Source organism: Taibaiella helva (assembly GCF_003545695.1).
Lineage (GTDB): Bacteria > Bacteroidota > Bacteroidia > Chitinophagales > Chitinophagaceae > Taibaiella > Taibaiella helva.
Genome location: NZ_QUZZ01000001.1, coordinates 444,416 through 470,714, shown reverse-complemented (window position 1 = coordinate 470,714; position 26,299 = coordinate 444,416). Strand labels below are relative to the sequence as shown.

The 26,299-nt window shown below is 52.4% G+C and carries 22 protein-coding genes; 6 read left to right on the top strand and 16 right to left on the bottom strand.

Translation table 11 applies throughout. The features are described 5' to 3' along the window. Window positions 1-51: 51 nt before the first annotated feature. Window positions 52-1,284: an ornithine--oxo-acid transaminase gene (gene rocD / locus DZC79_RS01940; RefSeq protein ID WP_317124956.1), complete on the bottom strand. Its 1,233-nt coding sequence runs from the start codon at window positions 1,282-1,284 to the stop codon at window positions 52-54. 325 nt (window positions 1,285-1,609) lie between these two features. Here rocD and DZC79_RS01935 point away from each other — a divergent pair, with 325 nt between their 5' ends. Beyond that, window positions 1,610-2,026, top strand: coding sequence for a nucleoside-diphosphate kinase (locus tag DZC79_RS01935; protein WP_118950014.1), 417 nt, complete (start codon window positions 1,610-1,612; stop codon window positions 2,024-2,026). Window positions 2,027-2,089: 63 nt separating this feature from the next. On the opposite strand, the gene DZC79_RS01930 is transcribed toward DZC79_RS01935, so the two are convergent. From DZC79_RS01930 to DZC79_RS01920, 3 genes are all read right to left on the bottom strand, one after another. Then, the gene (locus DZC79_RS01930) at window positions 2,090-4,504 is read right to left on the bottom strand and encodes a TonB-dependent receptor (protein ID WP_118949849.1); all 2,415 of its coding nucleotides are present in this window, start codon (window positions 4,502-4,504) and stop codon (window positions 2,090-2,092) included. A 147-nt stretch (window positions 4,505-4,651) separates the two neighbouring features. Further along, complete coding sequence (locus tag DZC79_RS01925) at window positions 4,652-5,227, bottom strand: rhodanese-like domain-containing protein (protein WP_118949848.1); 576 nt, start codon at window positions 5,225-5,227, stop codon at window positions 4,652-4,654. A gap of 18 nt (window positions 5,228-5,245) precedes the next feature. Further along, on the bottom strand, window positions 5,246-6,415 hold the full coding sequence (locus DZC79_RS01920; protein WP_118949847.1) for a vWA domain-containing protein: 1,170 nt from the start codon (window positions 6,413-6,415) through the stop codon (window positions 5,246-5,248). A 144-nt stretch (window positions 6,416-6,559) separates the two neighbouring features. Between DZC79_RS01920 and DZC79_RS01915 the strand changes: the two genes are divergently transcribed. Beyond that, window positions 6,560-8,371, top strand: a complete 1,812-nt coding sequence (locus DZC79_RS01915) for a tetratricopeptide repeat-containing sensor histidine kinase (RefSeq protein ID WP_118949846.1) — start codon at window positions 6,560-6,562, stop codon at window positions 8,369-8,371. Continuing rightward, on the top strand, window positions 8,368-9,123 hold the full coding sequence (locus tag DZC79_RS01910) for a LytR/AlgR family response regulator transcription factor (RefSeq protein WP_118949845.1): 756 nt from the start codon (window positions 8,368-8,370) through the stop codon (window positions 9,121-9,123). The genes DZC79_RS01915 and DZC79_RS01910 overlap by 4 nt, the downstream gene beginning before the upstream one ends. Before the next feature lie 79 nt (window positions 9,124-9,202). On the opposite strand, the gene DZC79_RS01905 is transcribed toward DZC79_RS01910, so the two are convergent. Together DZC79_RS01905 and DZC79_RS01900 are read right to left on the bottom strand one after the other, a co-directional pair. After that, on the bottom strand, window positions 9,203-11,227 hold the full coding sequence (locus DZC79_RS01905; RefSeq protein ID WP_118949844.1) for a S9 family peptidase: 2,025 nt from the start codon (window positions 11,225-11,227) through the stop codon (window positions 9,203-9,205). A gap of 109 nt (window positions 11,228-11,336) precedes the next feature. Then, the gene (locus tag DZC79_RS01900; protein WP_118949843.1) at window positions 11,337-11,687 is read right to left on the bottom strand and encodes an ArsC family reductase; all 351 of its coding nucleotides are present in this window, start codon (window positions 11,685-11,687) and stop codon (window positions 11,337-11,339) included. 185 nt (window positions 11,688-11,872) lie between these two features. Here DZC79_RS01900 and nadB point away from each other — a divergent pair, with 185 nt between their 5' ends. Then, entirely contained in the window at window positions 11,873-13,471 is a 1,599-nt protein-coding gene (gene nadB / locus DZC79_RS01895) for an L-aspartate oxidase (protein WP_118949842.1), read from the top strand. A 131-nt stretch (window positions 13,472-13,602) separates the two neighbouring features. On the opposite strand, the gene DZC79_RS01890 is transcribed toward nadB, so the two are convergent. The 9 genes from DZC79_RS01890 to DZC79_RS01850 all read right to left on the bottom strand — a co-directional run bounded on the left by DZC79_RS01890 (window position 13,603) and on the right by DZC79_RS01850 (window position 22,515). Then, a complete protein-coding gene (locus DZC79_RS01890; protein ID WP_118949841.1) occupies window positions 13,603-14,796 on the bottom strand; it encodes a T9SS type A sorting domain-containing protein in 1,194 nt (397 codons plus the stop codon). A gap of 224 nt (window positions 14,797-15,020) precedes the next feature. Next, window positions 15,021-16,190: a 3-hydroxyacyl-CoA dehydrogenase NAD-binding domain-containing protein gene (locus DZC79_RS01885; RefSeq protein WP_118949840.1), complete on the bottom strand. Its 1,170-nt coding sequence runs from the start codon at window positions 16,188-16,190 to the stop codon at window positions 15,021-15,023. Window positions 16,191-16,297: 107 nt separating this feature from the next. Beyond that, window positions 16,298-16,834 (bottom strand): dCTP deaminase, encoded by a 537-nt coding sequence (gene dcd, locus DZC79_RS01880; protein WP_118949839.1) that lies wholly within the window; start codon window positions 16,832-16,834, stop codon window positions 16,298-16,300. A gap of 60 nt (window positions 16,835-16,894) precedes the next feature. Then, window positions 16,895-17,413 carry a hypothetical protein gene (locus tag DZC79_RS01875; RefSeq protein WP_118949838.1) on the bottom strand — a complete coding sequence of 173 codons (519 nt, stop codon included), beginning with the start codon at window positions 17,411-17,413 and terminating at the stop codon, window positions 16,895-16,897. 90 nt (window positions 17,414-17,503) lie between these two features. Further along, complete coding sequence (locus DZC79_RS01870; RefSeq protein WP_118949837.1) at window positions 17,504-18,097, bottom strand: GNAT family N-acetyltransferase; 594 nt, start codon at window positions 18,095-18,097, stop codon at window positions 17,504-17,506. A 137-nt stretch (window positions 18,098-18,234) separates the two neighbouring features. After that, window positions 18,235-19,011 carry a (Fe-S)-binding protein gene (locus DZC79_RS01865; RefSeq protein ID WP_118949836.1) on the bottom strand — a complete coding sequence of 259 codons (777 nt, stop codon included), beginning with the start codon at window positions 19,009-19,011 and terminating at the stop codon, window positions 18,235-18,237. Window positions 19,012-19,014: 3 nt separating this feature from the next. Continuing rightward, window positions 19,015-19,551: an ORF6N domain-containing protein gene (locus DZC79_RS01860; protein WP_118949835.1), complete on the bottom strand. Its 537-nt coding sequence runs from the start codon at window positions 19,549-19,551 to the stop codon at window positions 19,015-19,017. A 38-nt stretch (window positions 19,552-19,589) separates the two neighbouring features. After that, window positions 19,590-20,918 carry a (Fe-S)-binding protein gene (locus DZC79_RS01855; RefSeq protein WP_118949834.1) on the bottom strand — a complete coding sequence of 443 codons (1,329 nt, stop codon included), beginning with the start codon at window positions 20,916-20,918 and terminating at the stop codon, window positions 19,590-19,592. 241 nt (window positions 20,919-21,159) lie between these two features. Further along, window positions 21,160-22,515 (bottom strand): FAD-dependent oxidoreductase, encoded by a 1,356-nt coding sequence (locus DZC79_RS01850; RefSeq protein ID WP_118949833.1) that lies wholly within the window; start codon window positions 22,513-22,515, stop codon window positions 21,160-21,162. A 153-nt stretch (window positions 22,516-22,668) separates the two neighbouring features. On the opposite strand from DZC79_RS01850, the gene DZC79_RS01845 reads away from it, so the two are divergent. Next, window positions 22,669-23,142, top strand: coding sequence for a hypothetical protein (locus DZC79_RS01845; RefSeq protein WP_118949832.1), 474 nt, complete (start codon window positions 22,669-22,671; stop codon window positions 23,140-23,142). Between the two features lie 86 nt (window positions 23,143-23,228). Here DZC79_RS01845 and nadA read toward each other — a convergent pair whose 3' ends face one another. After that, window positions 23,229-24,236 carry a quinolinate synthase NadA gene (nadA, locus tag DZC79_RS01840; protein ID WP_118949831.1) on the bottom strand — a complete coding sequence of 336 codons (1,008 nt, stop codon included), beginning with the start codon at window positions 24,234-24,236 and terminating at the stop codon, window positions 23,229-23,231. Window positions 24,237-24,480: 244 nt separating this feature from the next. On the opposite strand from nadA, the gene DZC79_RS01835 reads away from it, so the two are divergent. After that, entirely contained in the window at window positions 24,481-26,280 is a 1,800-nt protein-coding gene (locus DZC79_RS01835; RefSeq protein ID WP_118950013.1) for an AMP-dependent synthetase/ligase, read from the top strand. Window positions 26,281-26,299 lie beyond the last annotated feature (19 nt).

Below are 26,299 nucleotides of genomic sequence, written 5' to 3'. Positions count from 1 at the left end.
CGAAAAGGAACGCCGGGACGTTCCTTTTCATATTGGTTATCTGTATCGTTTTTACAATACAGCCAGGCTCTTTTCGATAATGGCTACGCATTCGTCGATTTGCTCACGGGTAATGCAGAGGGGCGGGGCAAAACGGATCTTGTCGCCATGCGTCGGCTTGGCCAGCAGGCCATGTTCTTTCAGTTGCAGGCACAGGTCCCAGGCGGCATCTGCATTATCGTGACGGATCACGATCGCATTCAGCAGGCCTTTACCCCTTACCAGCGCGATATGCGGATGGTTCAGCGCACGGAGCTGCTCGCGGAAATATTCCCCCAGGACGGCAGCATTTTCGGCCATCTTCTCTTCCTTCAGTACCTCGAGCGCCACTATAGCTACTTTACAGGCCAGCGGGTTGCCGCCATAAGTAGAACCATGATCGCCGGGTTTGATGGTCATCATGATCTCATCATCGGCTAATACCGCAGACACGGGAAGCGTGCCACCGCTGAGCGCCTTACCCAGGATCAGGATATCGGGGCGAACGTTCTCATGGTCGCAGGCCAGCATTTTACCCGTACGGGCCAGACCGGTCTGGATCTCATCGGCCAGGAAGAGCACGTTAGCCGCGCGGCACATTTCCGCCGCTTGGGCCAGATAGCCTTCATCGGGTACCTTAACGCCTGCCTCTCCCTGTATGGGCTCTACCAGGAAACCCGCTACATCCGGGTCCTGCAGGGCCTTTTCGAGCGCCTGGATATCATTGTAGGGAATGATTACATAGCCCGGCATAAAGGGACCGAAATCGGTGCGGGCCGAAGGATCGGTGCTGAAAGAGATCACATTGAGCGTACGACCATGAAAGTTGCCCTCAACAGTGATGATCTTCGCTTTATTCTCCGGCACACCTTTTACCTGGTAGGCCCAGCGACGTGCCAGCTTCAGCGCGGTCTCCACGGCCTCAACGCCGGTATTCATCGGCAGCACTTTATCGTAACCGAAATATTTGGTGATATATTCGGCATATTCGCCCAGCAGGTTGCTGTGGAAAGCGCGCGAAGTCAGTGTGAGCTTCCGGGCCTGCTCTATAAAGGCTTTGATGATCTTCGGATGGCAATGTCCCTGGTTTACGGCCGAATAGCCGGAAAGGAAATCGTAATAGCGTTTGCCTTCCACATCCCACATGAACACGCCTTCTGCACGTTCGATCACTACGGGCAGCGGGTGGTAATTGTGTGCGCCGTATTGCTCTTCCTTATCGATATAGGCCTGCGTTAAAGGGGCCATAGGTGTCGTATCCTGCATAACGCAAAGATACACTTTATTCTGCGAACGCCGGGGAAGCGCTGCGACAGGTAAAAGAAGAAAACAGGCAGACCCGGAAGCAGGCAAGACTGCTCCCGGCATAGTGAGCAGCCCCGATCCTGCTGCACTATTTTATGCAGCAATCACGTTGAAGCAACTACTATGACTTTTTTGTTGATGGAATAAAAGGCGTACAGCCTGCCGGCGATAACACGTCATACATATTTTAAAAGCAAATGCCAATAAATCCTGCGGTCTATAAGGAGATTTTACGGAAGGCAGAATAATGCTTATTTTTGCGGCGCAAATCCAAAAACAAAAGAAAATGTCCAACAGAACATTCACAATGATCAAGCCTGATGCCGTATCGTCCAACTATATCGGCGGCATCCTCGATAAGATCAATGCCGGTGGTTTCAAGATCATCGCGATGAAATATACCCGGCTGAGCAAAGAGCAGGCAGGCAAATTCTATGAAGTGCATAGCGCACGCCCCTTCTACGGCGAGCTGGTTGACTTCATGAGCAGCGGCCCTATCGTTGCAGCGATCCTGGAAAAAGACAACGCTGTGGCCGATTTCCGTACGCTTATCGGCGCTACCAATCCTGCTGAAGCTGCAGAAGGTACTATCCGCAAGCAGTATGCCAAATCCATTGGGGAAAATGCCGTGCACGGTTCCGACAGCGACGAGAATGCCAAGATCGAAGGCGACTTCTTCTTCAGCATGACAGAGCGTTTCTAAGAATAATAAGCTTATGAAAAGCCTCTTTTTCCTCCGGAAAAGAGGCTTTCTCTTTTTGCAGGGCTATTGCCCCGCCCTGCTCTTCTCCTCTTCAATACCGGTGTTACGGTCTCTCCGCGCCTTCAGCTTAGGATTCCCCCATTTATAATTCACCGACAAGCGCAGATTGCGACTATCGAAATAGTTGTCGACCGATTGGCCGGTAACGACATGAAAGCCCCGGGCTTTCTGGCTGGCCAGCATATCGGATACATTCAGCGCAAGGGCAATTTTCCGCTTTGCGAGCAGCACCTTGAAGCCCGCATCAATGCCGCCCATAGGCCGTATCTCCAGGAAGTCTTCCCGGTAGCGGCTCAGGTAAAAGCCGTTCAGCTCGGCAAGGAGCGTACGCCCGGCGTTAAGGCTGAAACTGTTGCCCAGGTAAATATAATACATCGGCAGACTGTGGGATTGTGTTGTTGCGGTATACTCCCTGCTCTTCAGCTGCTGCTGCTGGACGCTAAGCTGGGCTTGCATTTCCCAGAAAGCAAAAGGTTGAAAAGCAGCAGTAGCATTCAGCCCGTAAGCCATAAAATCGGCGAAGTTGCGGCTGATGCCAGAGGTCACTTTCTTCACAGGATCGATCATCCATACGGAGCCGAAGTGGTTCTGCTCATACTGGTAGAAAGCGGCAAAGACAAAACGGCTGTGCATCGTATAGCTGAGCTCTGTATTGTGGTTGATGGAAGGCTCTAAGAAAGGATTGCCTTCGCTATAATGATAGGGCGTGGCATAAGCACGGTAGGGATCGAGGCTGCGATAGTCGGGCCGGTTGATCCGCTTGCTGTAGCTCAGGCTCCAGCTGTGCTTATCACTCAGCTGGTACTGCAGATAAGCTGTTGGAAAGAGTTTAAGATAGCGGTTCTCGCTGCGCCGGGCCAGGCTGTTGGAATAGCCTGTTGTTTGTGTGTATTCAGCGCGCAGCCCGGCCTGGAATTGCCAGCGGCCCAGGCTTCGCGCGGTGCTGAGGTAAAGCGCCTGTACCCGTTCCTTGTAAGTAAAAGCATTGGAAATAGAAGGATCTTCATAGGTCTGCCCGCCATCTTCGTAGTAAAAGTGATTGGCGCTGCTGTTGTCGATAAAGCTGAGCTTCCCGCCGAAAGACAAGGACAGCCAGGGATAAGGAAGTGTTACATCCGCCTGTGCCGTAGTGATCCCGATATCCTGCCGGCCGTTGGTCAGGTTGTGAAAAGCAGGCCCGGACGGTGTCTGCCATTCATGATCATAGTGGGTAGTACTGAAATCGTTGCTACGCCGGCCGTCGAACCATAGCCGGTTGGCATTAATGTTGAGCTTTTTCCCGCTGCTGTCGATGGTCCACTGGTAGTTGAGATTCAGCACCTGGTTGCTGCTTCGGGCCGTACTGTAGCTTGTTGTATTGAACATGGAATCGGAAAGACCGGTTATGCCGTTGAGCGCCCGGGTACGGGTCTGTCCTTCGTTGGCCCTGTTGGCCCAAACAGCGGTATATTGCAGTCCGAGCATCGCATTGCGGTTCGGCTCGTAGTCGATACCGGCGGTATACTGCAGGGGCTTCAGTATGCGCTTATAGTCGTCGGTAACCTGGAACAGCTGCGCCGGATAAGGCGTATTCAGCCTTTCGACGATCTGGTTGCTGCCGTTGCTGTAGCTGGCATTGCCGTACAGGTTCCATTTTCCCGAACGGTAATTGAGCTCGGCGCCGGCCAGACTTTTTCCATAAGAGGCCTGCTCGTAGCCGGCGCGAAGGCTGCCGTTGAGTCCTTGCCGGTTATTTTTCTTCAGTACGATGTGCACGAAGCCTGTATTGCCGGCAGCATCGTATTGTGCCGGGGGCGCTGTAATCACTTCGATCCGTTCGATGTTGTCTGAAGGTATGCTTTGCAGCAGCGCCATCAGCTCTTCCCCCGACAGCTGCTGCAGCTTATCGTTGATCATGACCTGCACAGCGCTCTTTCCCACCAGGTTGATGCTGTTGTCCTGCTGCCGGATCCATATGCCGGGCGTCTTTTTCAGCGCATCCAACGCTGTACCGCCCGCCACCGTCACACTGGAAGCGACATTAAAGATCAGCCTGTCGGGCTTGCGCTCCAGGAGCGACCTGGCTGCAACGATGCTTACTTCCTGCATAGCATGCTGCTCCGCCTTCAGCACGATATCCGGCAGCCTGCCCGCGAAGTCAGCAGCGAGCGGTACAAGCCGCTCTGCATAGCCTATCGCTGTCGCCTTCAGCCAAAGGACGCCTGCGGGAATTTCCGCCAACCGGTAATCGCCGGCAGTATCCGCAAAAGTGCTGCGCTGCACGCTGCTGTCGCTGCCCAGCAGATAGACCGCTGCAAAGGCAAGCGGCCGTTTCGAGGTGTCGGTTATTTTGCCCGAAATGGTGGGTTGTGCCATCAGGCCATGAGAGGCGATCAGGCACAACAGGGTGATACAGGGGCGCAAAAACAACTTGTTCATAAAGCCTTATTCCGGGCACAAAAGTAATCCCGGGCAAAGGCAGCAAGGTTAATGCAATATGGATTAAGGTTAATTAAAGTTAAACCGGGGGCTAGAGGATTCCGAACCGCACATAGATTGAAACGGCCATCAGGCATTTTCGCATCATCATTTTTTATATCGCTGAAATGTTTTGTACCGGTGCATGTCGGCGCCTTCAAATTCAAGCCCGGCGTGCAATACAGGCACCAATTCCGAAAGTTCGAATACGTTGGTATAACCATAGCCGTAAAGATTGATATAAGTCGGTATATTCAGGGCAAGGGTAACGGGCTTGGTTTCCGGCCCCGCCAGTTTGGGTACTACTGTTTTGGTGGCAAAGACTAACGGGTCGCCTTCTATATTGTTGTTGCAATAGATCAGTATCCGGGTATTCCGGCTGGGGATCAATGCCGCCAGGCTTTCCTGTGTGAAATCGGAGAAACTCAGGTTGACTGCGCCTTTAATATGCTTCCTCCGGTACATTTCAGCCGAACGTGTATCGAGGATGATCGTATTGGGCTCCCTGCTCATTTCCAGGAAACGGCTAAGCCCGACGAGGCGCTGTGCGCGGTGTGGCTTCACAGCCGCTACCAGCGCTTCGTAGTTTTCGTAGCTCACTTTAGCCGGCGGCAGGGTTTGTGCTTCAGCATTGCTTACTGCGCTCAGCTGGCAGGCAGCGAAGAAAAAAAGGACGGCTTTCATATGGATCGTTTTTGAGGATTATTGTACAGCGACATAGCCTTTGGTCCTGGCCAGCTCAAGGATAGTGTTACTGATCGCCGCGCCCAGGTCGTCTTTCGTATCTTCTTTCTTCATCGCTTCGTCGATATAGGCCTGGCGTTCGCGGGCCAGTTGTGCGATCTCTTTCTGCAGGGCTTCCCGCTCTTTCGCTTTGCCGGCCACAATCGCCGCGATTTCCGCTTTGTTCTTACCCTTCAGCTCTCCCGGCATGTCTTCCGGGGACAGTTTTTCCAGGGCACGCTTGTCATCTTTTACCTTGTCTACCAGGTCCCACTCGGCATTCTTATACATGGCTTTCGATTTGCTGACAGCCCGCTCTGTATAGTTGGCGGCAGACACTGTACGGGCATTGGCGTCCTGCAGCTCCTGATAGCTTTTACGGGCTGAGCCGGCCGTACCGTAGCCTAGATAAGTCTTGTTGACCTTTTCGTTACAGGCCTCTATGCGTTTGTCATAAGGCGTTTCGATGAACCGCACCTTCCTGTCCGAATCGATATTGAAGTATTTGCCTTTCCCGCGTTCCGCACCATCCTTCCAATAGGTATCGATGCCTTCTTCCCTGTTGCCGCAGAAAATGGTATTGATATAGATATCGTGCGCCACAGCATCGCTGATCATTTCTTTATAGCTCACATTGCCTTGGTCGAAAGGTTCGTTACCTGCGATATAGACCAGCTTCATAGCAGTGCTGTTGTTGCTCCAGCGCAGCTTCTTTACGGCCTGGCCGATCACGGCGCCGCAGTATTCGTTACCGCCATTGGTTCTTAAGCTGAAGAGCTTTTCGGAGATAAGGTCCAGATCGGTGGTCAATGCCGTTAGCTGGCGGATGTAGCCGCTTTCGCCCGACAGGCCGTCATTACCGTATTCATACAAGGCGATCTCCACCACTGGTGTCTTACCTTTATATTTCAGCGTGGTAAGGGTATTCACGATATTCCAAAGGCGGGATTTGGCCTGATCGATCAATCCGTCCATACTGTTCGAAGTATCGAGCAGCAGGGCAACCTGGACCCGCGTATTATCGGTATCCGGTGCATGATGGTCGCCCTGTGGATCTGTTGCGGCCGATTCGGGCCTTGTATGCGCAGTACAGCGGGTAAAGATGCCGGATGTCAGCAGCAGCGCTCCGGCCAGCAATATCGTTTTCATATGGAATCATTTTAAGTACAGCACAAATGTATCCCGGCCTCCGGACCTATTGCCGGCACACTTGGTGAAACGGCCGTTCGACTGGGTGAAATCTTAGGTTATCCCTTTCAAATTGGCTTATTTTACATCAAAATTCCGAACAGCATGTACCGCGCCCTGAAACTGCTTTTCCTGTACTTGCTCCTTGTCCCCGGCATGATTGCCCGGGCACAGGATTCCGCTATGGTACAGGGCAAGGCAAAAAGCAAGGCTTATAAATTACGGACAGCCTCGGAAGCGCTCAGCAAATCGCTTTCGGATGCGGATGACCTGCAAGCCGCACAGCAATATGAAAAGCTGGCCCGGGAGTTCCTGAACCAAGGCGACAATGCCCGCGCAGAGGAGCAGCTTAAAAAAGCGAAAGAGATCTATACCCGCCTGAAGAAAACGGAAGAGCTTGCTGCTGTCAGCCGCAAGCTGGCGCAGGCGCAGGAAGCGCAGCAGAAGATCGCGCCGGCCATTGCCAATTACCAGTCGGCGGCCGGGAATGCGCAGGACAACACTTTCTTCCAGGCCAATAGCAATGATGTAAAGCGGCTACAGGTCAACGATCCGGGTATGCAGCAGGAGCTGGTGCAATCCAATATCGATCTCCTTGAGAAAAGCGGCAGAAAAGATGAAGCAGCAGACGCCTACCGGCAGCTGGCGGAAAATCAATTGCAGCAAAAGGACACCCGGGGCGCGATCGAGAGCTACCGGAAAGCCATAGCCGTTACGAATGATGCCGATGCCACTGCGCAGCTGCAGAAAAAGATCACTGACGCTTATGTCGCCGACAACCAGCTGGATAAGGCTATCGCATTGAGCGAAGCGGGACTGGCCCGAGCAAAGCAGCAGGGAAATGCAGAGCAGCAGATCGACCAGCTGCAGGAGCTCGCGCTTCTCTATTCCCGCCAGCACAATGCCGCACGGACCGAAGCCCTGCTACTCGAAGCCTATCGCCTGGCGCTGCAGCAAGGCTATACGCTCAAAGCGAAAGACTGCCTCATGGCTTTGATCGGGTATTATGAAGACCGTAAGGATTACGACCGCAGCCTGGCCCTGTCGCGCGCTTTCCTGGGCCAGCTGGATACCCTTATCCGTACCGACAGCTCGCTTGTAGACAACAAGCTGTACGAGGTCACAGAAGGGCGTATCAGGGAACTGGAAAAGGAGCGCCGGCTGCAGCTGGAGCTGATCAGCCGCAAGAACCGCTTCAACTACTTTCTGCTTGGCGCTACGATAGTCATGCTGGTGCTGCTCTTCCTGGTGCTGCGCTCCTGGATGGCGATCAGGTTAAAGAACAAAAGGATAGCCCTGCAATCGCTGCGACGCGAGATGAACCCGCATTTCATCTTCAACAGCCTTAACAGCGTCAACCAGTACATTGCGGAGAGCAACGAGCTGGAGGCCAATAAATATCTTACGTCCTATTCGGGCCTGATGCGCAATGTAATGGAGCATTCCAATAAGGACTTTGTCACGTTAAGTGCGGAGACGGAGCAATTACGTCAATACCTGGAGCTGGAGCATATGCGATTCCGCGACCAGTTTGATTATAGCATTACGATGGACGATACGCTGGATAGCGATGCGACCCTAATCCCTAATATGCTGATCCAGCCGCACCTGGAGAATGCCATATGGCACGGCCTCCGTTACAAAGAGGGGAAAGGCCACCTGGCGCTGCGTTTCAGCAAAGAAAAGCAAAGCCTTAAGATCACTATCGAAGACGATGGCATAGGCCTCGAGCGGAGCAAAGCGCTGAAGACAAGGAACCAGAAGGCTCATCAATCGCGCGGGCTGACGAACACAGCCGAACGCATCAGCCTGCTGAATGACCTGTACAAGACCCGTATCACCATGAACATAGCGCCACGCAATGATGCCAGTGGCACAAGGGTGATGCTTACGCTTCCTTTAATGATGAGATCATGAACCCGAACGAAAAAATACGCGCCGTGCTGGTAGAAGATGAGGCTGCAGCCATGGTCGCATTGCAAAGCTATATCGCCAAATTTTGTCCGCAGGTGCAGATATGCGGCACGGCGCAGAACAGCAGGGAAGCAGTAAGCGTGCTGCACGAGCAACAACCGCAGCTGGTATTCCTGGATGTGGAAATGCCTTTCGGTAATGCTTTTGATGTACTGGATGCTTGCCAGGATCTGCAGTTTGAGACGATATTCGTGACGGCCTTCTCCGAGTACTCGCTCAAGGCGCTGAACCAGAGCGCCGCTTACTACCTGCTGAAGCCGGTAAGCATTGAAGAGCTGATCCTTGCGGTGAACAAGGTGCAGCAGCAGCTGCAGAAGGAGCAGCTGTTTAACCGCAACCAGATCATCGTGGCCAATGCCCGTGAAAGCAAGCCCGAAAAGCAGCAGGTGATCCTGCCCACGCTCGACGGCTTCGATGTGGTAAAGATGGAAGAGATCGTACGGCTGAAAGGCAATGGTAACTTTACCGATGTCTTCCTGGCCGACGGAAGGAAAAAAATGGTCTGCCGTTTCCTGAAGCATTTTACGGAGATATTGCCTCACCCTTTTTTGCGGGTGCACAAATCGCATGTGATCAATGTCCACTTTATTCAATCGTACCACAAAGGTACCGGCGGCTATGTGACACTGCAGGACGGAGAAGAGATAGAGGTATCGCCGGCCTATAAAGAACAGCTGCTGGCGGCGTTCCGTTAAGTCCCCGTCCGCTGCAGAACAGGATAAAGGCAAAGGGCCGCCCGGTAGATCCGTGCAGCCCTTTGTTTTTCAGCGTAAATTACAATGTCTCCTTCAGCCAGGCAAAGAACTCGCGTTGCCATACCAGGCCATTGTGCGCATGCAGCACCCAGTGGTTCTCATTGGGGATATACAGCAGCTTGCTCTTGATTCCTTTTAGCTGGGCAGCCTGGAAAGCTTCCAGTCCCTGCTCGATGGGCACCCGGAAATCGATACCACCCTGAACGACCATGATCGGCGTGTTCCACTGATCGATGTAATTGGAAGGATTAAACTGATCATAGCTTTTCGGAATGGGCTTGCTCCAGTAGTTACCGCCCAGGTCCCAATTGGCAAACCACAGCTCTTCTGTCGTACCGTACCAGCTCTTCATATCAAACAAACCATCGTGAGCGATGAAGCTCTTGAAGCGGTTGTTGTGTATCCCCGCCAGCATGAAGACACTATAGCCGCCGTAGCTGGCGCCCACACAACCCAGGCGGTTCTTGTCTACATAGGATTCCTTAGCCACATCGTCGATTGCCGACAGGTAATCTTTCATCGGCTGGCCACCCCAGTCTTTGGCGATGGCTTCATTCCAGGCTACGCCCCAGCCCGGCATACCGCGGCGGTTGGGGGCTACCACAATATAACCATTAGCGGCCATCAGCTGAAAGTTCCACCGTACGCTGTAAAACTGCGACAAAGCGGATTCGGGGCCACCCTGGCAATACAGCAGTGTGGGGTATTTTTTTGCAGGGTCAAAACCGGGCGGGTAAATCACCCACACGCCCATTTGCTTACCGTCGGTGGTGGTGACCATACGCAGCTTAGTCTCACTCAGCTTCAACTTGCTGTACACGGCATCGTTGGCATGTGTAACCGCTTTCATATTGCCGTTTTTCAGATCGACCAGGAACAGCTCCGTCGCATGGTTCATATCGGTGCGGGATACCACCAGGTTATTGCCCTGCTGACCAACTACACCGGTCACATCAAATATGCCTTTGGTTACCTGGGCGACCGCAGGCATCATTTTGACCATTACATTGGCCGGCACGTTCACCGCAAACAATTGCTGCGTTCCTTTGGTGGCCGCATTGAAATAAATCTTATCGCCTTTGGTGCTCCAGGCAAAACCGCCGTCAACAGTCTCATCCCATCCCGCAGTCAGGTTGAGCCTGGCTTTGGTCGCAATGTCCATAACCACGATGTCGTTCTTATCGGCTTCATAGCCATCGCGCTTCATGCTGAGCCAGGCAATCTTTTTACCATCGGGGCTGAAGGAGGGGGCCACATCATAGCCCATCATACCTTCCGTCCAGTTGCTGGTTTTGCCATCACCGATATCGTAGGCGTAGAGGTCGGTATTGGTGCTTTGCGCATAGGCTTTGCCGGCTTTCTTCTTGCATACATATACCACTGTTTTGCTGTCGCCGCTGAAGACAAAATCCTCGGCACCGCCAAAAGGCTTCTGGGGACAGTCGTAAGGCTCGCCGGCCATGATGTCCTTTACCGGTGTACGGGGATTATCGATACTGGCCAGGAATACATGCGATACTTTGCCATCGTTCCAGGTATCCCAGTGACGGTAGTTGAGATCGGTATAGACCTGGGCTGTGCTGTTTCCTACGTCGTTGTAGCGCTCTTTGCCCAGCACTTTTTCCGAAGGAACCGTTTTGGAAAAGGCGACCCAGCGGCCATCGGGTGATACCCTCAGGTTCTCTGCATCCTGTACCTGTGTAGAGACCACTGTCCAGCTGGCGCCATTGTCAGTGCTCCGGGACAGCTCGTCACCCTTAGTCGCATACATACCGTTCTTATCCCACTGGACAAAAGTTCTTCCGTTCAGCAGCTCAGTCTGGCTGACCTGGTTGTTTTCCAGGTTGAGCAGGAAGTATGCCGAACTGCTTTTTTCAGTAGCGAGGTCGGTCTTCGCTACCTTATACAATAAGGTTTTGGCATCGGGGCTCATGCTCACTGCCGATACCCGGCCCAGGCTCCATAGCAGCTCGGGTGTCATCACCTCCTGCGCTTTCATCGCGAAAGGCAGGCAAGAAAGGAACAATAAGAAGATTTTCTTCATCCGTACATGTTTTTTTGTTTGGTTAATCATCCGGCGGCAGGAGCTGCGCTTTCAGCTGCGCCCCTTCGGAAAAGGGATAGCCCATGCCTTATAGAAACGAGAGATCGGTTTAAAGAAATACCTGCTCGTAGATGGCTTCATCGAAGCGGATGGCGACCACTTTATCGTCCAGCTCGATCACCGGTCTTTTAATGACACTGGTGTTGTTCAGCATCAGGTCTATGGCAGCGGCCTGTGTGGTAATGCTATTTTGCGTCGCCTCATCAAGATCGCGCCAGGTAGTGCCTTTTTTATTGATGAGGTTTTCCCAGCCCATCTGTTTGCACCAGCGGCTTAGCCGGCTTTTGCTGATACCTGATTTTTTATAGTCGTGAAATTCGTAGGCGACCTGGTGCTTCTCGAGCCAGGTCCTGGCCTTTTGTACTGAGTTGCAATTGGGGATTCCGTAGAGAATATACATTGTTTCGTTTAAGGACATAAATATACAGCGCTGCAAAAATAACCATTACGGATCACTTTGGCCAGCCAGCTTGTTTGTAAAACAAATGTCAATCCTGATCCTGCATGGGCCGAATCCAGTATATTCGCAAAACAACGGAATCCTTCAGATAAAGCGCCTGCCGTTTGCCCGGCAGCTTTTTAGATATGCCACAAACAGATTTCCTCGTCATCGGCTCAGGCATCGCCGGCCTGACCTTCGCGGTAAAGACCGCCCAGCAATTCCCCGGCAAAACAATTACGATCCTGACCAAGGCTTTCGCCGACGAAACGAACACCAAGTATGCCCAGGGCGGTATCGCGGTGGTGAACGACGATGAGCATGACAGCTTCGAGAAGCATATACAGGATACGCTGATCGCCGGCGACGGCCTCTGCAACGAAGAGATCGTGCGCATGGTAGTTACCGAAGGCCGGCAACGGGTGGAGGAGATCATCAACTGGGGCACGCGTTTTGACAAAGATGAAGAGGGGGACTATCTACGCGGTAAGGAGGGCGGCCATTCGGAATTCCGCATACTGCACCATAAGGATATTACCGGTTTCGAGATCGAACGCTCCCTGCTGGCCGAGGCTGCGAAATACAAGAACATCGTGGTCAACAACCATTGGTTCGTCGTTGATATCATCACCCAGCACCACCTGGGCTACCTGGTATCCAAGTCTACCGCCGATATCGAATGCTACGGCGTGTATGTGCTCAATATGCACACGGGAGAGATCGAAAAGCTGCTCTCCAAGATTACCTTAATGGCTTCCGGCGGCTGCGGCCAGGTATACCGCACCACTACCAACCCGCGTATCGCTACCGGCGATGGCGTGGCAATGGTCTACCGTGCAAAGGGTCGCATCGAGAACATGGAGTTTATCCAGTTCCATCCCACCGCCTTGTATGAAGCAGGAGTAAGCCCATCTTTCCTCATCACGGAAGCGGTAAGGGGCGATGGCGGTATCCTGCGCAACAAAGACGAAGAGGCTTTTATGGTACGCTATGATGAACGGAAAGACCTGGCGCCGCGCGACATCGTCGCCCGTGCCATCGATAGTGAAATGAAACGTACCGGTACGGAACATGTGTACCTGGACTGCCGGCACATGGACAAGGAGAAATTCCTGCATCATTTTCCCAATATCTACGAGCGCTGTCTGAAATCGGGCATCAATGCGCTGACGCAGATGATACCGGTCGCACCCGCGGCGCATTACTCCTGCGGCGGTATCAAGGTCGACAAGCATGGACGCACGTCGATCAAAAACCTGTATGCCTGCGGCGAATGCTCGAGCACTGGTCTGCACGGCGCCAACCGCCTCGCAAGCAATTCCCTGCTGGAAGCCCTGGTATTTGCCCATCGCTGCCATATCGATACGATAGTAAAAATGGATACGCTCAGCTTCAAAGAAGATATCCCCGAATGGAATGCGGCGGGCACCACCCAGCCCCGGGAAATGATCCTGATCACCCAAAGCCTGAAGGAGCTGCAGTCGGTGATGAGCGATTACGTGGGTATCGTGCGGAATGATGTCCGCCTGGAACGCGCGATGCGCCGCCTGGACCTGCTGCATGAAGAAACAGAGCGGCTTTACGAAACGACCACCTTATCCCCGCAGCTGGCCGAATTGCGCAACCTGATCACTATCGGCTACCTGATCGTGAAAGGCGCCCAGTTCCGCAAGGAGAGCCGCGGACTACATTTCAATACCGACTATCCGCAGCACAGCAAACGGATCGAGAATATGGTGTTGTAACTTCCGGGGAACGCTATCGCTCCCGGAGTGAAAAAGCGCAATCTTTGCACCCCATTGTTTATGGGTATAAGGCGCCAAAAAATCTTGTGCTGCCCGTATTCAGGGGCAGCACAAGAGCCAATCGATCTTTATTATTGTTTTACGACTTTAAGTTGCTCCAAAATACCGTTGTGATTGACTTGTAACAGGTATATACCGGGCGCCAGGTTTTCTACAGGCAACATTGTTTCCTCTTTATTGCTCTGCATCTCGGTCATTTTCCGTCCATTTAAATCCCACAAGGTCAACAAAGCCGGTACTTTTTCCTGATTGAGCTTTACATACATCGATTCTCTTACAGGATTCGGATACACCCGTACGCCGTCGGATACTAATCCCGATTCCAGGGAAATTTTTCCCACAATCGGCTGATTCGGCAAACCCATTTTCGTATCGGTTGCCGAACGGATAGAACCGGACATATCTGTTCCTGCAGGAATCTGTGCCGCTCCCGCTGGCGCCTGGTTCCCGGCAATACCATAAGCACCTTCACTGCTACTATCGCTGTAAACGATCTGGACATCGTCTACATACAGCGTATTGCCTGCATGAATGGGCAAGCTTCCCAAAAAGACGCTCGTTCCCGGAGCAATATAACTGCTGATAAAATTGATACTGAGTTTTTCGGGTATCACATTATTGTCTGTATAAACCAGAGGAATAGTAACCTCGGTAAAAGTTGCCAGGCCGGGCTGCAATACCATTATTCCCTCCCCCACGGTAACAGAAGTAACCATACCCATAAAATCATACGACTGGGTAGCCTTTACGTGAATAACCGAGGGATCGGTATTACCGGGATCAAGCCTAACGTAGGCTTTAACGGCTTCCACCCGCCGGTTAACAGGTAGTCCGCTTGCATCGGCCGAAATAAAGGGAAATGTGCTTTCCCGGATGGAGATAGGGGAATGCCCAAAATTTGTAGCAATTTCCAATGCACCTTCATCTAATCCTACTGTTGCAGTCGACAATACACCCGGCACAACGCCCAGGAGCGTTCCGGCATCCTTGGTCTGGATCTTTACAGCAGCCGTACCGCTATGCTTCACTACACAACTTTTGGTCACCTGGTTTACGGGGGTAAAGGGGCCGCCATATAAATTCATATTAGGTAACGCCCAATCACTGGTACCCCAGCCAGTAGGTTGTTCGATAATCGATCCCTGTGGCATTACCGGGCTTTGCCAGCATTCAAACCCCGCATTGGATAATGATTGTGCGTCCGCTACGCTACCGGCTGCAAGCAACACGAGAATAAGGCCAAATTTTGATTTTAGCATAAACATTATTTTTTAAAAAGGTTAAAGAAAAATGTTCGTCAAAAATAAGCTCAAAAGATTTAAATACATTATTTATGCACATAAATCATTCTTATAGTAAGATAGTTTAATTCGCACCTCTGTACTATAGTACCTTTTGCAATTAACTGAATATAAAATGATTTATAATAAGAAAGGGCTGCGCCTTATTTCAAGACTCAGCCCCGGATATGGCTAATTAAAAAAATAATTTATGCAATCAATTTAATCCGTTCGATCCCCACTTTACGCAGCAGCGCGCTGGCACGGTAACGGTCTTCACGATAGGTATCATATAAGGCATCGAGACCGGCCAGCACATAATCGGCGCCCAGCTCGTCGCACCATTGCAGCAGGCCCTTGGGATAGTTCACGCCTTTGGTCATCGCCAGCTCGATATCGGCAGCCGAGGCGATTTGCCACTGAAGGGCATCTACGGCCTCGTTGATGAGCATGAACAAGATACGCTCGGCGATCTTCCTGCCGGCAACTTCATCCTGTACCGGTTCGGGCTGCGTTGCGCCTTCGGCATAATTATAAAAACCCCGGCCCGACTTACGTCCCAGCCAACCAGCCTCCAGCAGGCGTTTCTGGGAGAAAGAAGGTTTGTAACGGGGATCATAGAAGAAGGACTGAAAGACGGTTTCGGTCACGACATAATTTACATCGTGCCCGATGTAATCCATTAGTATAAAAGGCCCCATCTTAAACCCGGAGAGCGTAGTCATCGCCCAATCAATAGTGGCCATACCTGCAATGCCTTCTTCATAGACGCGCAGCGCCTCGCCATAGAAAGGACGGGCAACACGGTTCACGATAAAACCCGGTGTGTCTTTGGCAATCACGGGCGCTTTACCCCATTGGAGCATCAGGGCTTTGACCTGTTCCGGCAGTCCTGCTTCTGTTTGTACTGCGGGGATCACTTCTACCAGGGCCATCAGCGGTGCGGGGTTAAAGAAGTGGATGCCCAGCACCCGCTCCGGCCGCTTACAGGCCGAGGCGATCGATGCAATAGACAGGGAAGAGGTATTGGAAGCCAGGATACAGCTGGCGCTCACTACGTCCTCTAATCCTGCGAATACTTTTTTCTTGATCTCCAGGTTCTCCACGATGGCCTCGATCACGAGCCCGCAGGAAGCGAAAGCATTGTTGTCGGTGGCAAAGGACAGTCTGTTAATAACGGCTTGCGCATCGGCGAGCTTACCTTTTTCCTGGAGCTTCAGCAGGGTTGCGCCGAGCTGCTGCTTGCTTTTTTCAAGTGCCGCCGGGTTGCTGTCCAGCACAATCACATCATGTCCGGCCATGGCCGCTACCTGGGCAATACCGCTGCCCATAGCGCCGCTGCCGATAATACCTACGGGAAAACGTTGGTCTGTTTGCATAGCATTATTTCGATTGTGCGCAAAAATAGCAATTGTTTTCAGGCCCGGAAAAGAAAAAGGCCTGCCGGCGGCTATTCCGGGGCAGGCCTTATTGATAAGGGTAAGGTCTAGAACTTATTTTTCCACATCATGCTTTCTACCGGCCTTATGGTACGCTCGGTGTACTTGGCATTCTGCTTGGTGTTGTACTTGTTTTCTACTTTGCCCTCGAGAGGAAAATAGATCAGCTGGCCGATGGGCATGCCGGTATAGATGCGCACCGGATGCACACAGGAGATCTCCAGGGTCCAGGTATTGCAGAAGCCTACGTCACCTTTACCGGCCGTCGCGTGGATATCGATACCCAGGCGGCCTGTCGACGACTTGCCTTCCAGGAAGGGGACATGGGCATGTGTTTCGGTATACTCCTGCGTTACGCCCAGGTAGAGTACACCGGGCTGGAGCACATAGCCTTCTTCGGGAATATCGAAATGCCTGATCCGGTTATGCTGCTTTGCATCCAGCACCTTATCCTCATACACGGCCAGATGCTTGCCCAGGTGCACGTCGTAGGAGTTGCTGCCCAGGTATTGCCTGTCGTAAGGGTCAATAACAATAGTACCTTTTTCTATCTCTTCAAGGATACGCAGGTCGGAAAGGATCATGGATGAATGATTAAAAATTGAAATGCTGCGCAAAAATAGAAAAACCGGGCTATTTCCGCATCAATTGTTGACGGGTAGCTGTACGCGGTCGCGCAACCAGCTGTAGTTCAGGGGCTGCAGCCAGTTGCGGAGCATTTCTGCCTTCGTAGCCACAAGATTGTTGAACAGCAAGGTGTCGCCATTGATGTATCCTTTATCGATGGCATATTGCACCTGGCCCATAGGCAGCACTTCCGGCTGGCCTTTGACCAGGAAAGTGATCGACAGGCGGTCGAAGAGATTGACCTCGTACTGGCGCTCGATGCTTTTGATCACCCTTACGGAGCTATCTGTGCTGCAACCGCTGACTGCCACATCCGTTTCATCGGCCATCAGCACAATAAAGCGGCGGAATAGCAGCCTGGCCCAGCCTTTGACGGGCACGTCATGCGCCTGCCACTGGGTATAAAAATGATGCAGCTGCTCATTGATCTCCAGCTCTTCTTTTTCGCTGAAAGGGCGGCTGCTCTGGTATATCCATACCCTCGACCCGTCTTCAAAACCTTCGGGCAACAGGGCAGCTATATTGTAATGATCCATACTGCAAAGTTAGCTAAAAAGAGAAGGCCCTGCCCTATCGTTCCATCGATAAAAAATAAGGGTGCATAGGATTGAAGCCAGGGGTAAAAGTCAATACCAGTCGGGGAGACTCCTGGCGAAGACCCGCTCTTTAATGCCCGGCCATTCTTCTTTGAGGATGCTGTAATAGACCGTATTGCGCAGGGTACCGTCATCGTTTACCATGTGATGGCGCGCCAGGCCTTCGTATTGCCCTCCTATTGCCTCAATGGCGCGCCTGGAGCGGGTATTGAGCTCGTTGGTCTTAATTTCTATGCGATTAAGATCAAGGGTGATAAAAGCGTATTCGAGCATCAGGTATTTCATCGCCCGGTTCAGGCCGGTACGGTGAAAGCGCTGGTCGATCCAGGTCCAGCCGATCTCCGCTCTTTTGTTCTTTTCGTCGATATTGCCCAAACGGGTAGAGCCGGCCACGGCCTGGTGCAGCTTGTCGATCACGAGGAAAGGAATCGTACGTTGGCCGTCACGGTCGGCCAGGGCCTGCGCCACAACGCGAGCCAGGTCTTCCTCCGTACAGATGAACGCCGACATATACCGGTATAGCTCAGGCTGGGCCATAGCGATCGGTTTCAACAGCGCCACATCTTCCTGCTGCAGCGGCCGGAGCAAGGCACGTTTGTTTTCAAGAGTAGGATAAAAGTCCATATGGGTCGGCCATTATTAATCGGATAAAGATAGAACCCGGCTGCTATTCAAATGTTTAATGCCGCTTTAAAAGATTATGAAAAAACCTGTAAGGCCATGGGCTTTACAGGTTTGCATCATCATTTTGCAGCAGGTGATCAGAGCGATCGGGCTACCATTTCAGCAATATCCAGCACCTGGACATGTTCTTCCTGTTCCTTATTCTTTACGCCGTCCATCAGCATGGTAGTGCAGAAAGGACAGTTGGCTGCGATTACTGTCGCGCCGGTCGCCAGCGCTTCTTCGGTGCGTTCGATATTAATCCGCTTGTTACCCGGCTCGTCTTCCTTAAACATCTGGGCGCCGCCGGCGCCACAGCACAAGCCATTGGTCTTGCAGCGTTTCATCTCGATCAGCTCCACATCCATGGCTTCGAGCACCGCACGCGGTGCTTCATAGATATTGTTGGCGCGGCCCAGGTAGCAGCTGTCGTGGTAGGTGATCTTTTTTCCCTTAAAGGCGCCGCCTTCTTTCATAATGATCTTTCCATCGGCGATCAGCTGGTTGATGAAAGTGGTATGATGGATGACTTCGTACTCCCCACCCAGGGCAGGATATTCGTTCTTGAAGATATTGAAGCAGTGCGGGCAGGCGGTAACGATCTTTTTGATTCCGTAGCCGTTCAGCAATTGAATATTGTTGTAGGCCATCATCTGGAACAGGAATTCGTTGCCCGAGCGTCGTGCGGGGTCGCCGGTGCACATTTCTTCCTTGCCCAATATGGCAAAGGATACGCCTACCTTGTCGAGTATCTGCGCGAAGGCCTTGGTGATGCGTTGCGCCCGCTGATCAAAGCTTCCGGCACAGCCTACCCAGAACAATACTTCCGGCTGGATTCCTTCGGCCATGAATTCGGCCATTGTCTTTATATGCATGCATTACTTTTTAGGTGGTTTAAAGCCGATCGGCTCCCGCTTTTGCCAGGACTTCAACTCTGTCTGATCGTCCAGCATCCGCTCAATAGTATCGTATATCCGGCCCAACTGAATATCGTGGCTGCCCAGCTGTTCCTTCAATGCCTGTATTTGTTCCGACAGGTCGCGGTATTGCAGGGCGAAGCGGCGCAAATGAATGAATGCCCTCACAATAAGAATATTCATCTCTACAGCCTTTTCACTTTTCAGCACACTCGCCAGCATGGTAACGCCATGTTCCGTAAAAGCGTAAGGCTGGTACCTGGCCCCGCGATGCTTGCCGGAACTCATCACAAATTGTGATGAGTTCATTTGCTGTATGGCTTCCCATTCTGCAGCAGAAAGCCGGAACATAAAATCATCGGGGAATCGCTTCTGGTTTCGCTTCACGGCCTGGTTCAGCGCTGTTTCAACGTCATAAAGAGCAGCAAGGTCATAGTCCAGCATCACTTTCTGACCCCGGATCTCAAAAATACGCTCTTGTATAACGGTCAATTCCATAAAGATTGTGGCTATATCCTCAGCACTTCAGGCAGACGCTACGCCTCCGCGAGCTCCTGCGCCCATTTGTCGCGGTCATCGGGACTGAATTTCCAGGGCGCCATGTTGTTCTCAATATTGCCAAACATCATGTTCCACTCCTGGGGCGCATTGCTTTCCTCCATCACCAGGTTGCGCCGCAGCTGCAATATGATCGACAGGGGATCGATGCTTACGGGGCAGGCCTCCACACAGGCGTTGCAGGTGGTGCAGGCCCTCAGCTCTTCGGTGCTGATATAGTCGTGCAGCAGGGATTTTCCATCATCTACAAATTCCTTGTTCTGATCAATATTGCGGCCCATTTCCTCCATGCGATCGCGCGTATCCATCATGATCTTACGGGGCGACAGCTTCTTGCCGGTGATATTGGCCGGACAAACGGCGGTACAGCGGCCACATTCAGTGCAGCTGTAGGCATCCATCAGGTTCTTCCAGCTCAGGTCGTTCACATCCTTTGCGCCAAAACGATGGGGCTCGGCAGCGGCAGCGTCTGTGGGCGCTTTATCCGGCTCCATCATATACAGCACCTCGTTCTGGATATCCTTCATGTTGTCCATCTTACCCTGGGGCACCAATTTGGCGTAGTAAGCATTGGGAAAGGCCAGCACAATATGCAGGTGCTTGGAATAAGGAAGATAGTTGAGGAAAGCGAAGATGCCGGCAATGTGCAGCCACCAGCAGGTACGCTCTAAAGCAACCAGCCCTCCTTCACCCATACCGGACAACAGCGGGGCAATAAGCCCCGATACCCAGAAAGGGCCGCCGGTGTTGTAATAATGGTGGACGTTCATTTGCTGCAGATTATAATCGGCGGCATTCATGGTCAGCAGCAGTGCCATCAGGACGATCTCTGTGATGAGGATCGCGTTGGCATCCGTTTTGGGCCAGCCGTTCAGCTCGCCCTGGTTCAGGCGCTTCAGCTTAAGAATGTTGCGACGCACCAGGAAAATAGCGCAGGAAACCAGCACCAGCGCGGCCAGTATCTCAAAGCAGCCGATAAGAATATTGTACAGACCACCCAGATAAGGCGCAAACAAGCGGTGCGTGCCGAAAATGCCGTCCAGGATGATCTCCAGGATCTCGATATTGATGATCACAAAACCGGCATAAACAAAGAAGTGGAGGATGGCAGGCGTCATCCGCTTGAACATCTTCTTCTGACCGAAGGCCAGCAGCAATACATTGCGCCAGCGGGCGGAAGGATTATCATTGATCCCGGCATCTTTGCCCAGCTTAATATTGCGCCGGATCTCGCGCACCTTACGGGCAAAAAGAAAAACAGCCGCAGCGGCCAGGAGCACAAACAGGATTTGCTGAACGATTTGCATGAATCGGTATTATTTTCAACTCTTTACAAGGATAGTGGCTACCCCGGTAAACAGTCGCCGGGAAAAAGAGTTCGGATAATTGCCTGAAAAAATGAACAAACGTTCAGCCTCAAACAACACTGCGAAAATACACTGTTTGCGGTTAAAAATGCAGCAATGTCATGAATTTGTAAAAATTCACAGTAGCGGCATTACGCCCTTATCTGTATACCATTTTATCGCGAACAACCGAACCCGGGTACTAGACCGTGGCCTCATATTCCTTCAGCCATGCTTCAAGCCTTTCGCAAAAGGCAGGCTGCTCAATGTTAGTAAAGAAATCGCCTTCGGCCTGGATACGGCTCATTAATGTATCCTGGGCTTTGGTGCAATGCAGGGCATAGGCGTATGGCGTATGGCTGAAGGACACCATTTCGTAAACCGAATTGAAACGGCCGGCATAGCGCCTGCCCAGCTCTTTCTCGATCTTTTTGCGCTCGAGGAAGGCGGGATCGGCTACCTTATCCCGCATTTCGATGAAATTGTTCAGGGCCAGGTCGGCTACAGCATCGGCATTGGGCTTCCTTTGCTTTTCAAATTCGGCCAGGATAGTGGTCCAGTCTTCACCATGTTCCGCCATCAGGGCTTCCAGCGTGGAGCAATCTTCAAAGCCGGCGTTCATACCCTGGCCATAGAAAGGCACAATAGCATGGGCCGCATCGCCGATGAGGCAGCTTTTGTCCTGGTGCTTCCAGGGAAATATACGGGTGGTAATGAGCGATGAAACGGGATTATGCAGGAAATCTTCGACGAGTGTAGGCATCAGCGGTACGGCGTCAGGGAACTGCCTGGTAAAAAAGTCCCGGATCTCCTCCTCGGTACGGATCGACGCAAAGGAAGGATTGCCCTCGAAAGGAAAGAACAGCGTGCAGGTGAAGCTACCATCGATATTGGGCAGCGCGATCATCATATAGTTGTGCCGCGGCCAGATGTGCAAAGCATTCTTCTCGATCAGCCAGCTGCCGCCGGGTCCTGCGGGAATATTCAGCTCTTTGTAGCCGGCCTCGATATAGTGCTGGGAAAAATTGGTGCGGTCCGTAAACGACATGGCGGTACGCAGCGAAGAGAAGGCGCCGTCGGCGCCGAAAAGCAGGTCGCAGGCCATTTCCCGTTCTTGTCCCTGCTCGTTGAGCAGGTGGACCGTATTGCGTTGCACATCGACCTTGGTGCAGCGCTGGTTGAAGTGGATCTTTGCGCCGCTCTGCTCGGCCAGGTCCATCAGCTTTTTGTTCAGCTCGCCCCGGCTTACCGAGTAGATCGCTTCTCCGTTCTTACCATAAGCCTGGAACGCAGAAGTACCATCCTCCTGGTGCAGGAAACGGCCCGGCATCGGGATGGCGATTGCTTCTATTTCGGCGCGCAAACCGGCCAGCTCAAGGGCTTTCCAGCCCCTGTTGCTCATCGCGAGGTTAATGGAACGCCCGGCGCCTATGCTTTCCTTTCGCATATCGGAACGGCGCTCATAGACCGTCACTTCGTAGCCGCGCTTGCGTAGCAATACCGCCAGTACCGAGCCCACCAGGCCGGCGCCTAATATGGTAACAGAACGTTTGTTCATCGTGTGTTCGTTTTTGGGCGGCTAAGGTACAAAAATGCAGGAAGGCAGAGAAACGGCTGCGCCAACGGCAATTCTCAACCTATCGTTATTCTCTCATGCACAGCAACTATATCGCAGCAGATTTGTTGAACTTGGAACAAAAACAAAACGATCATGAGCCGGCATATCATCAGCTTATACGACGACCACGGTAAAGCGGTAGCTGCCGTATCCTTATTAAAAGCCGAGGGCTTCAACGAAAAACACATCAGCCTGCTGGGTACGGCCGACGTAGGCGACGAAATACAGGCGAGAGATGCGACGGTGGCGGCGCGGGGCGTGGGAATCGGCGCGCTGGTAGGCGTGCTGGCCGGCATAGGCCTGGCCGTGATACCGGGTATAGGAATCCTCTACGGCCTGGGAGCAGTGGCTGGAGCAGTGGCCGGCTTCGATTTTGGGGTGATCGGCGGTACGATCGTCTCGGCCCTGGCGATCAAAAATATGGGCAAGGAAGTTGCCGATCGCTATGCCGCCGAGCTCAAAGCCGGGAAAACTCTGCTGGCCTTTTCGGGTAACGAGGACGAAATACTAAAGGCGCGCAATGTGCTGGAAGGCCATGGCATGCATACCGAGCTGCTGGAGCATTAAGCTGAGACTTGAAGATATTTGGAAAGACAATGCTGCGGGCCTTGGCCCGCAGCATTGTCTTCTTTTTATGTTATGTTTACCGGGAATTACAAGCCCAGCTGTGCGCTCAGCTCCAGCATCCGGTCGATCGGCTTCTTGGCCGCCAGCCGCAGCTGCTCTTCCATCTGTATCTCCGGCGTTTCGTATTTCATGCACAGGTACAGCTTTTCCAGGGTATTCAGCTTCATGTGCGGGCAATCGTTGCAGGCGCAATTGTTGTCGGGCGGTGCGGGGATCAGGGTCTTCTGCGGTGCATTCTTCTGCATCTGGTGTAGGATACCGGTCTCCGTTGCCACGATGAAAGCCTGTGCCGCATCGGTCTCCACATACTTCAGCAGCTGGGTGGTGGAGCCGATGAAGTCGGCTACCTTCAGCAGCGGCTCTTCGCATTCGGGATGGGCAATGATCTTGGCTTCGGGATGCTGCTCCTTCAGGCGGATGATCTTTTCCAGGGAGAAGATCTCGTGCACCATACAGGCGCCGTCCCACAGCAGCATGTTGCGGCCGGTCATTTTATTGATATAGCCGCCGAGGTTTTTATCGGGGGCAAAGATGATCTTCTGGTCTTTGGGTAAGCTGTCAACGATCAGTTTGGCATTGGATGAAGTACAGATGATATCGCTCAGGGCCTTTATACCGGCGCTGCAGTTGATATAGGAGATCACGAGGTGATCGGGATGCTCTGCCTTGAAACGGGCAAACTCCGGCGGCGGGCAGCTGTCGCTCAGGGAGCAGCCGGCATTAAGGTCGGGCAGCAATACCTTCTTGTGTGGGTTGAGTATCTTGGCGGTTTCTGCCATGAAATGCACGCCGGCAAATACGATCACGGAAGCATTGGTCTTGGCAGCTTCCTGCGCCAGGCCCAGGCTGTCGCCGATATAGTCGGCCACATCCTGGATGTCGGGCTCCTGGTAATAGTGCGCCAGCAGCACGGCATTTTTCTCCTTCTTTAATTGTTCTATTTCTGCAAAAAGATCCAGGGTAGGATCGATGTCTATATCCAAAAAGCCGCGGCGGCTGACATTGCGCTTTGCGGTCTCTAAATCTGCGATCATGTTATTCTTTTTTGGGCGGTCAGGGCCTGGCGGCCAATGACAAAATCGTGACACAAACTTCGCATTTTATTTTGGAAACGCATGAGCTGTTCCCTTAAGAATTAACAATATCCTTATAGCGTTAAGCCTATCGTTAAAGCTACTTGTTTCCCTTTTTGCTGTTTCTTTTTTGCTACCAATCCGTTATCTTTGAATGAACGTTCATTTTTCAATCGTTCTCCCCGCAATTAAACCATTAATGCTTATGCAGCAGCCACAGCGATTATTTGACTTTGTAGACTACCAGGTGGCGCAACGGCCGGCGGGTGTGATGCTGGCCTCGAAGATCAACGGCGCCTGGCAAACGATCTCGTGCAAAGAAGTAATGCAACGCGCGCGCGACCTGGCGTCGGGCCTGCTGAGCCTGGGCATTGCCAACGGGGAACTGGTACCCGAACGCCAGGAAAAGATCGCGATCGTATCCCAGAATCGGCCCGAATGGGTGATCATCGACCTGGCTGTGCAACAGACCGGGGGCATACTTGTACCAATATATCCCACGGTGAGTCCCCAGGATTTTGCCTTTATCCTCAATGAAGCGGAAGTGAAGATCATCTTCTTCTCCAACCGTGAGCTGTATGAAAGATTTCAGCCTGCTTTTGCCGGGATACCCAGCCTGAAGCATGTCTATACCTTCGATGAGGTACCGGGCGTAGAACACTGGAGCCGACTGAAACCCACGGCCGAAGGCGAACAGCAGCGGGAAGCCGTTTGCGGCCGCATTACCACCGAGACCATTGCGACCATTATTTATACTTCGGGCACTACCGGCGCACCTAAGGGCGTTATGCTTTGCCACCGGAATATTGTCAGCAATGTGACCGACAGCGCGCCCCTGTTCCATTTTGCCCGTAAAGACGATCGCGCGCTCAGCTTCCTTCCGCTCAATCATATTTTTGAGAAAATGATCACCTATGTGTACATCCGCGGCGGGCTGGGCATTTACTATGCCGAAAGCATGGATACCATCGGCGACAACCTGAAGGAGGTCAAGCCTATGGTCTTTACCTGTGTGCCCCGGCTGCTGGAAAAAGTATATGAAAAGATCATGGCCAAGGGACATGAGCTGAAAGGGATCAAGAAGGCGATGTTCTTCTGGGCTGTCGACCTGGGTAAGCGCTATGACAATATCAAAAGGGGCAGCCTCTGGTACAGGATTCAGCTCTCGCTGGCCAACAAGCTTATCTTCAGCAAATGGCGGGAAGCGCTGGGCGGCCGTGTGGATGCTGTGGTCAGCGGCTCCGCTGCTTTGTCGGAGAAGCTGATCCGTATCTTCTCCGCAGCAAAGATAACCGTAATGGAAGGCTATGGCCTTACCGAAACTTCGCCGGTCATCTCGGTTAATCACCTCGAAAGTGAGAACCGCCGGATCGGTACCGTAGGGCCTGCGCTGAAAAATGTAGAGGTGAAGCTGGCCGAGGATGGTGAGATACTCTGCCGCGGCAACAATGTGATGGTGGGCTATTACAAAAACCCTGAAGCTACAGCCCGGGAAATTGATGCTGAGGGCTGGTTCCATACCGGCGACATCGGCATATGGGTCGAAGACCGTTTCCTTAAGATCACCGATCGAAAAAAAGAGATCTTCAAAACTTCAGGCGGTAAATATGTAGCGCCGCAGGCCATCGAAAACAAGATGCGGGAAAGCCCTTATATCGAGCAGATGATGGTGGTGGGCCCGGGGCGAAAATTTGTATCGGCGCTTATCGTACCCAACTACGCCCAGGTAAGGAATAAGCTAAAGAACGAGGGCAAATCGTTGCCGGCCGACAATGAGGCCCTGATCAAGGAGGAGTCGGTGATCCGGCTGATCCAGCAGCAGGTCGACCGATACAATCCCGAGTTCGGACATGTGGAGCAAGTGAAAAAGTTTGTGCTGCTTCCTTCGGAATGGACTGTCGACAATGGCATACTGACACCCAAACTCTCCATCCGGAGAAAGGTAGTGGATGAAAAATACAAGTCTGAAATTGACGCCATGTATGAAGGCAATGGCGAAGATTAAACCTTGCTTCGGTATCGCC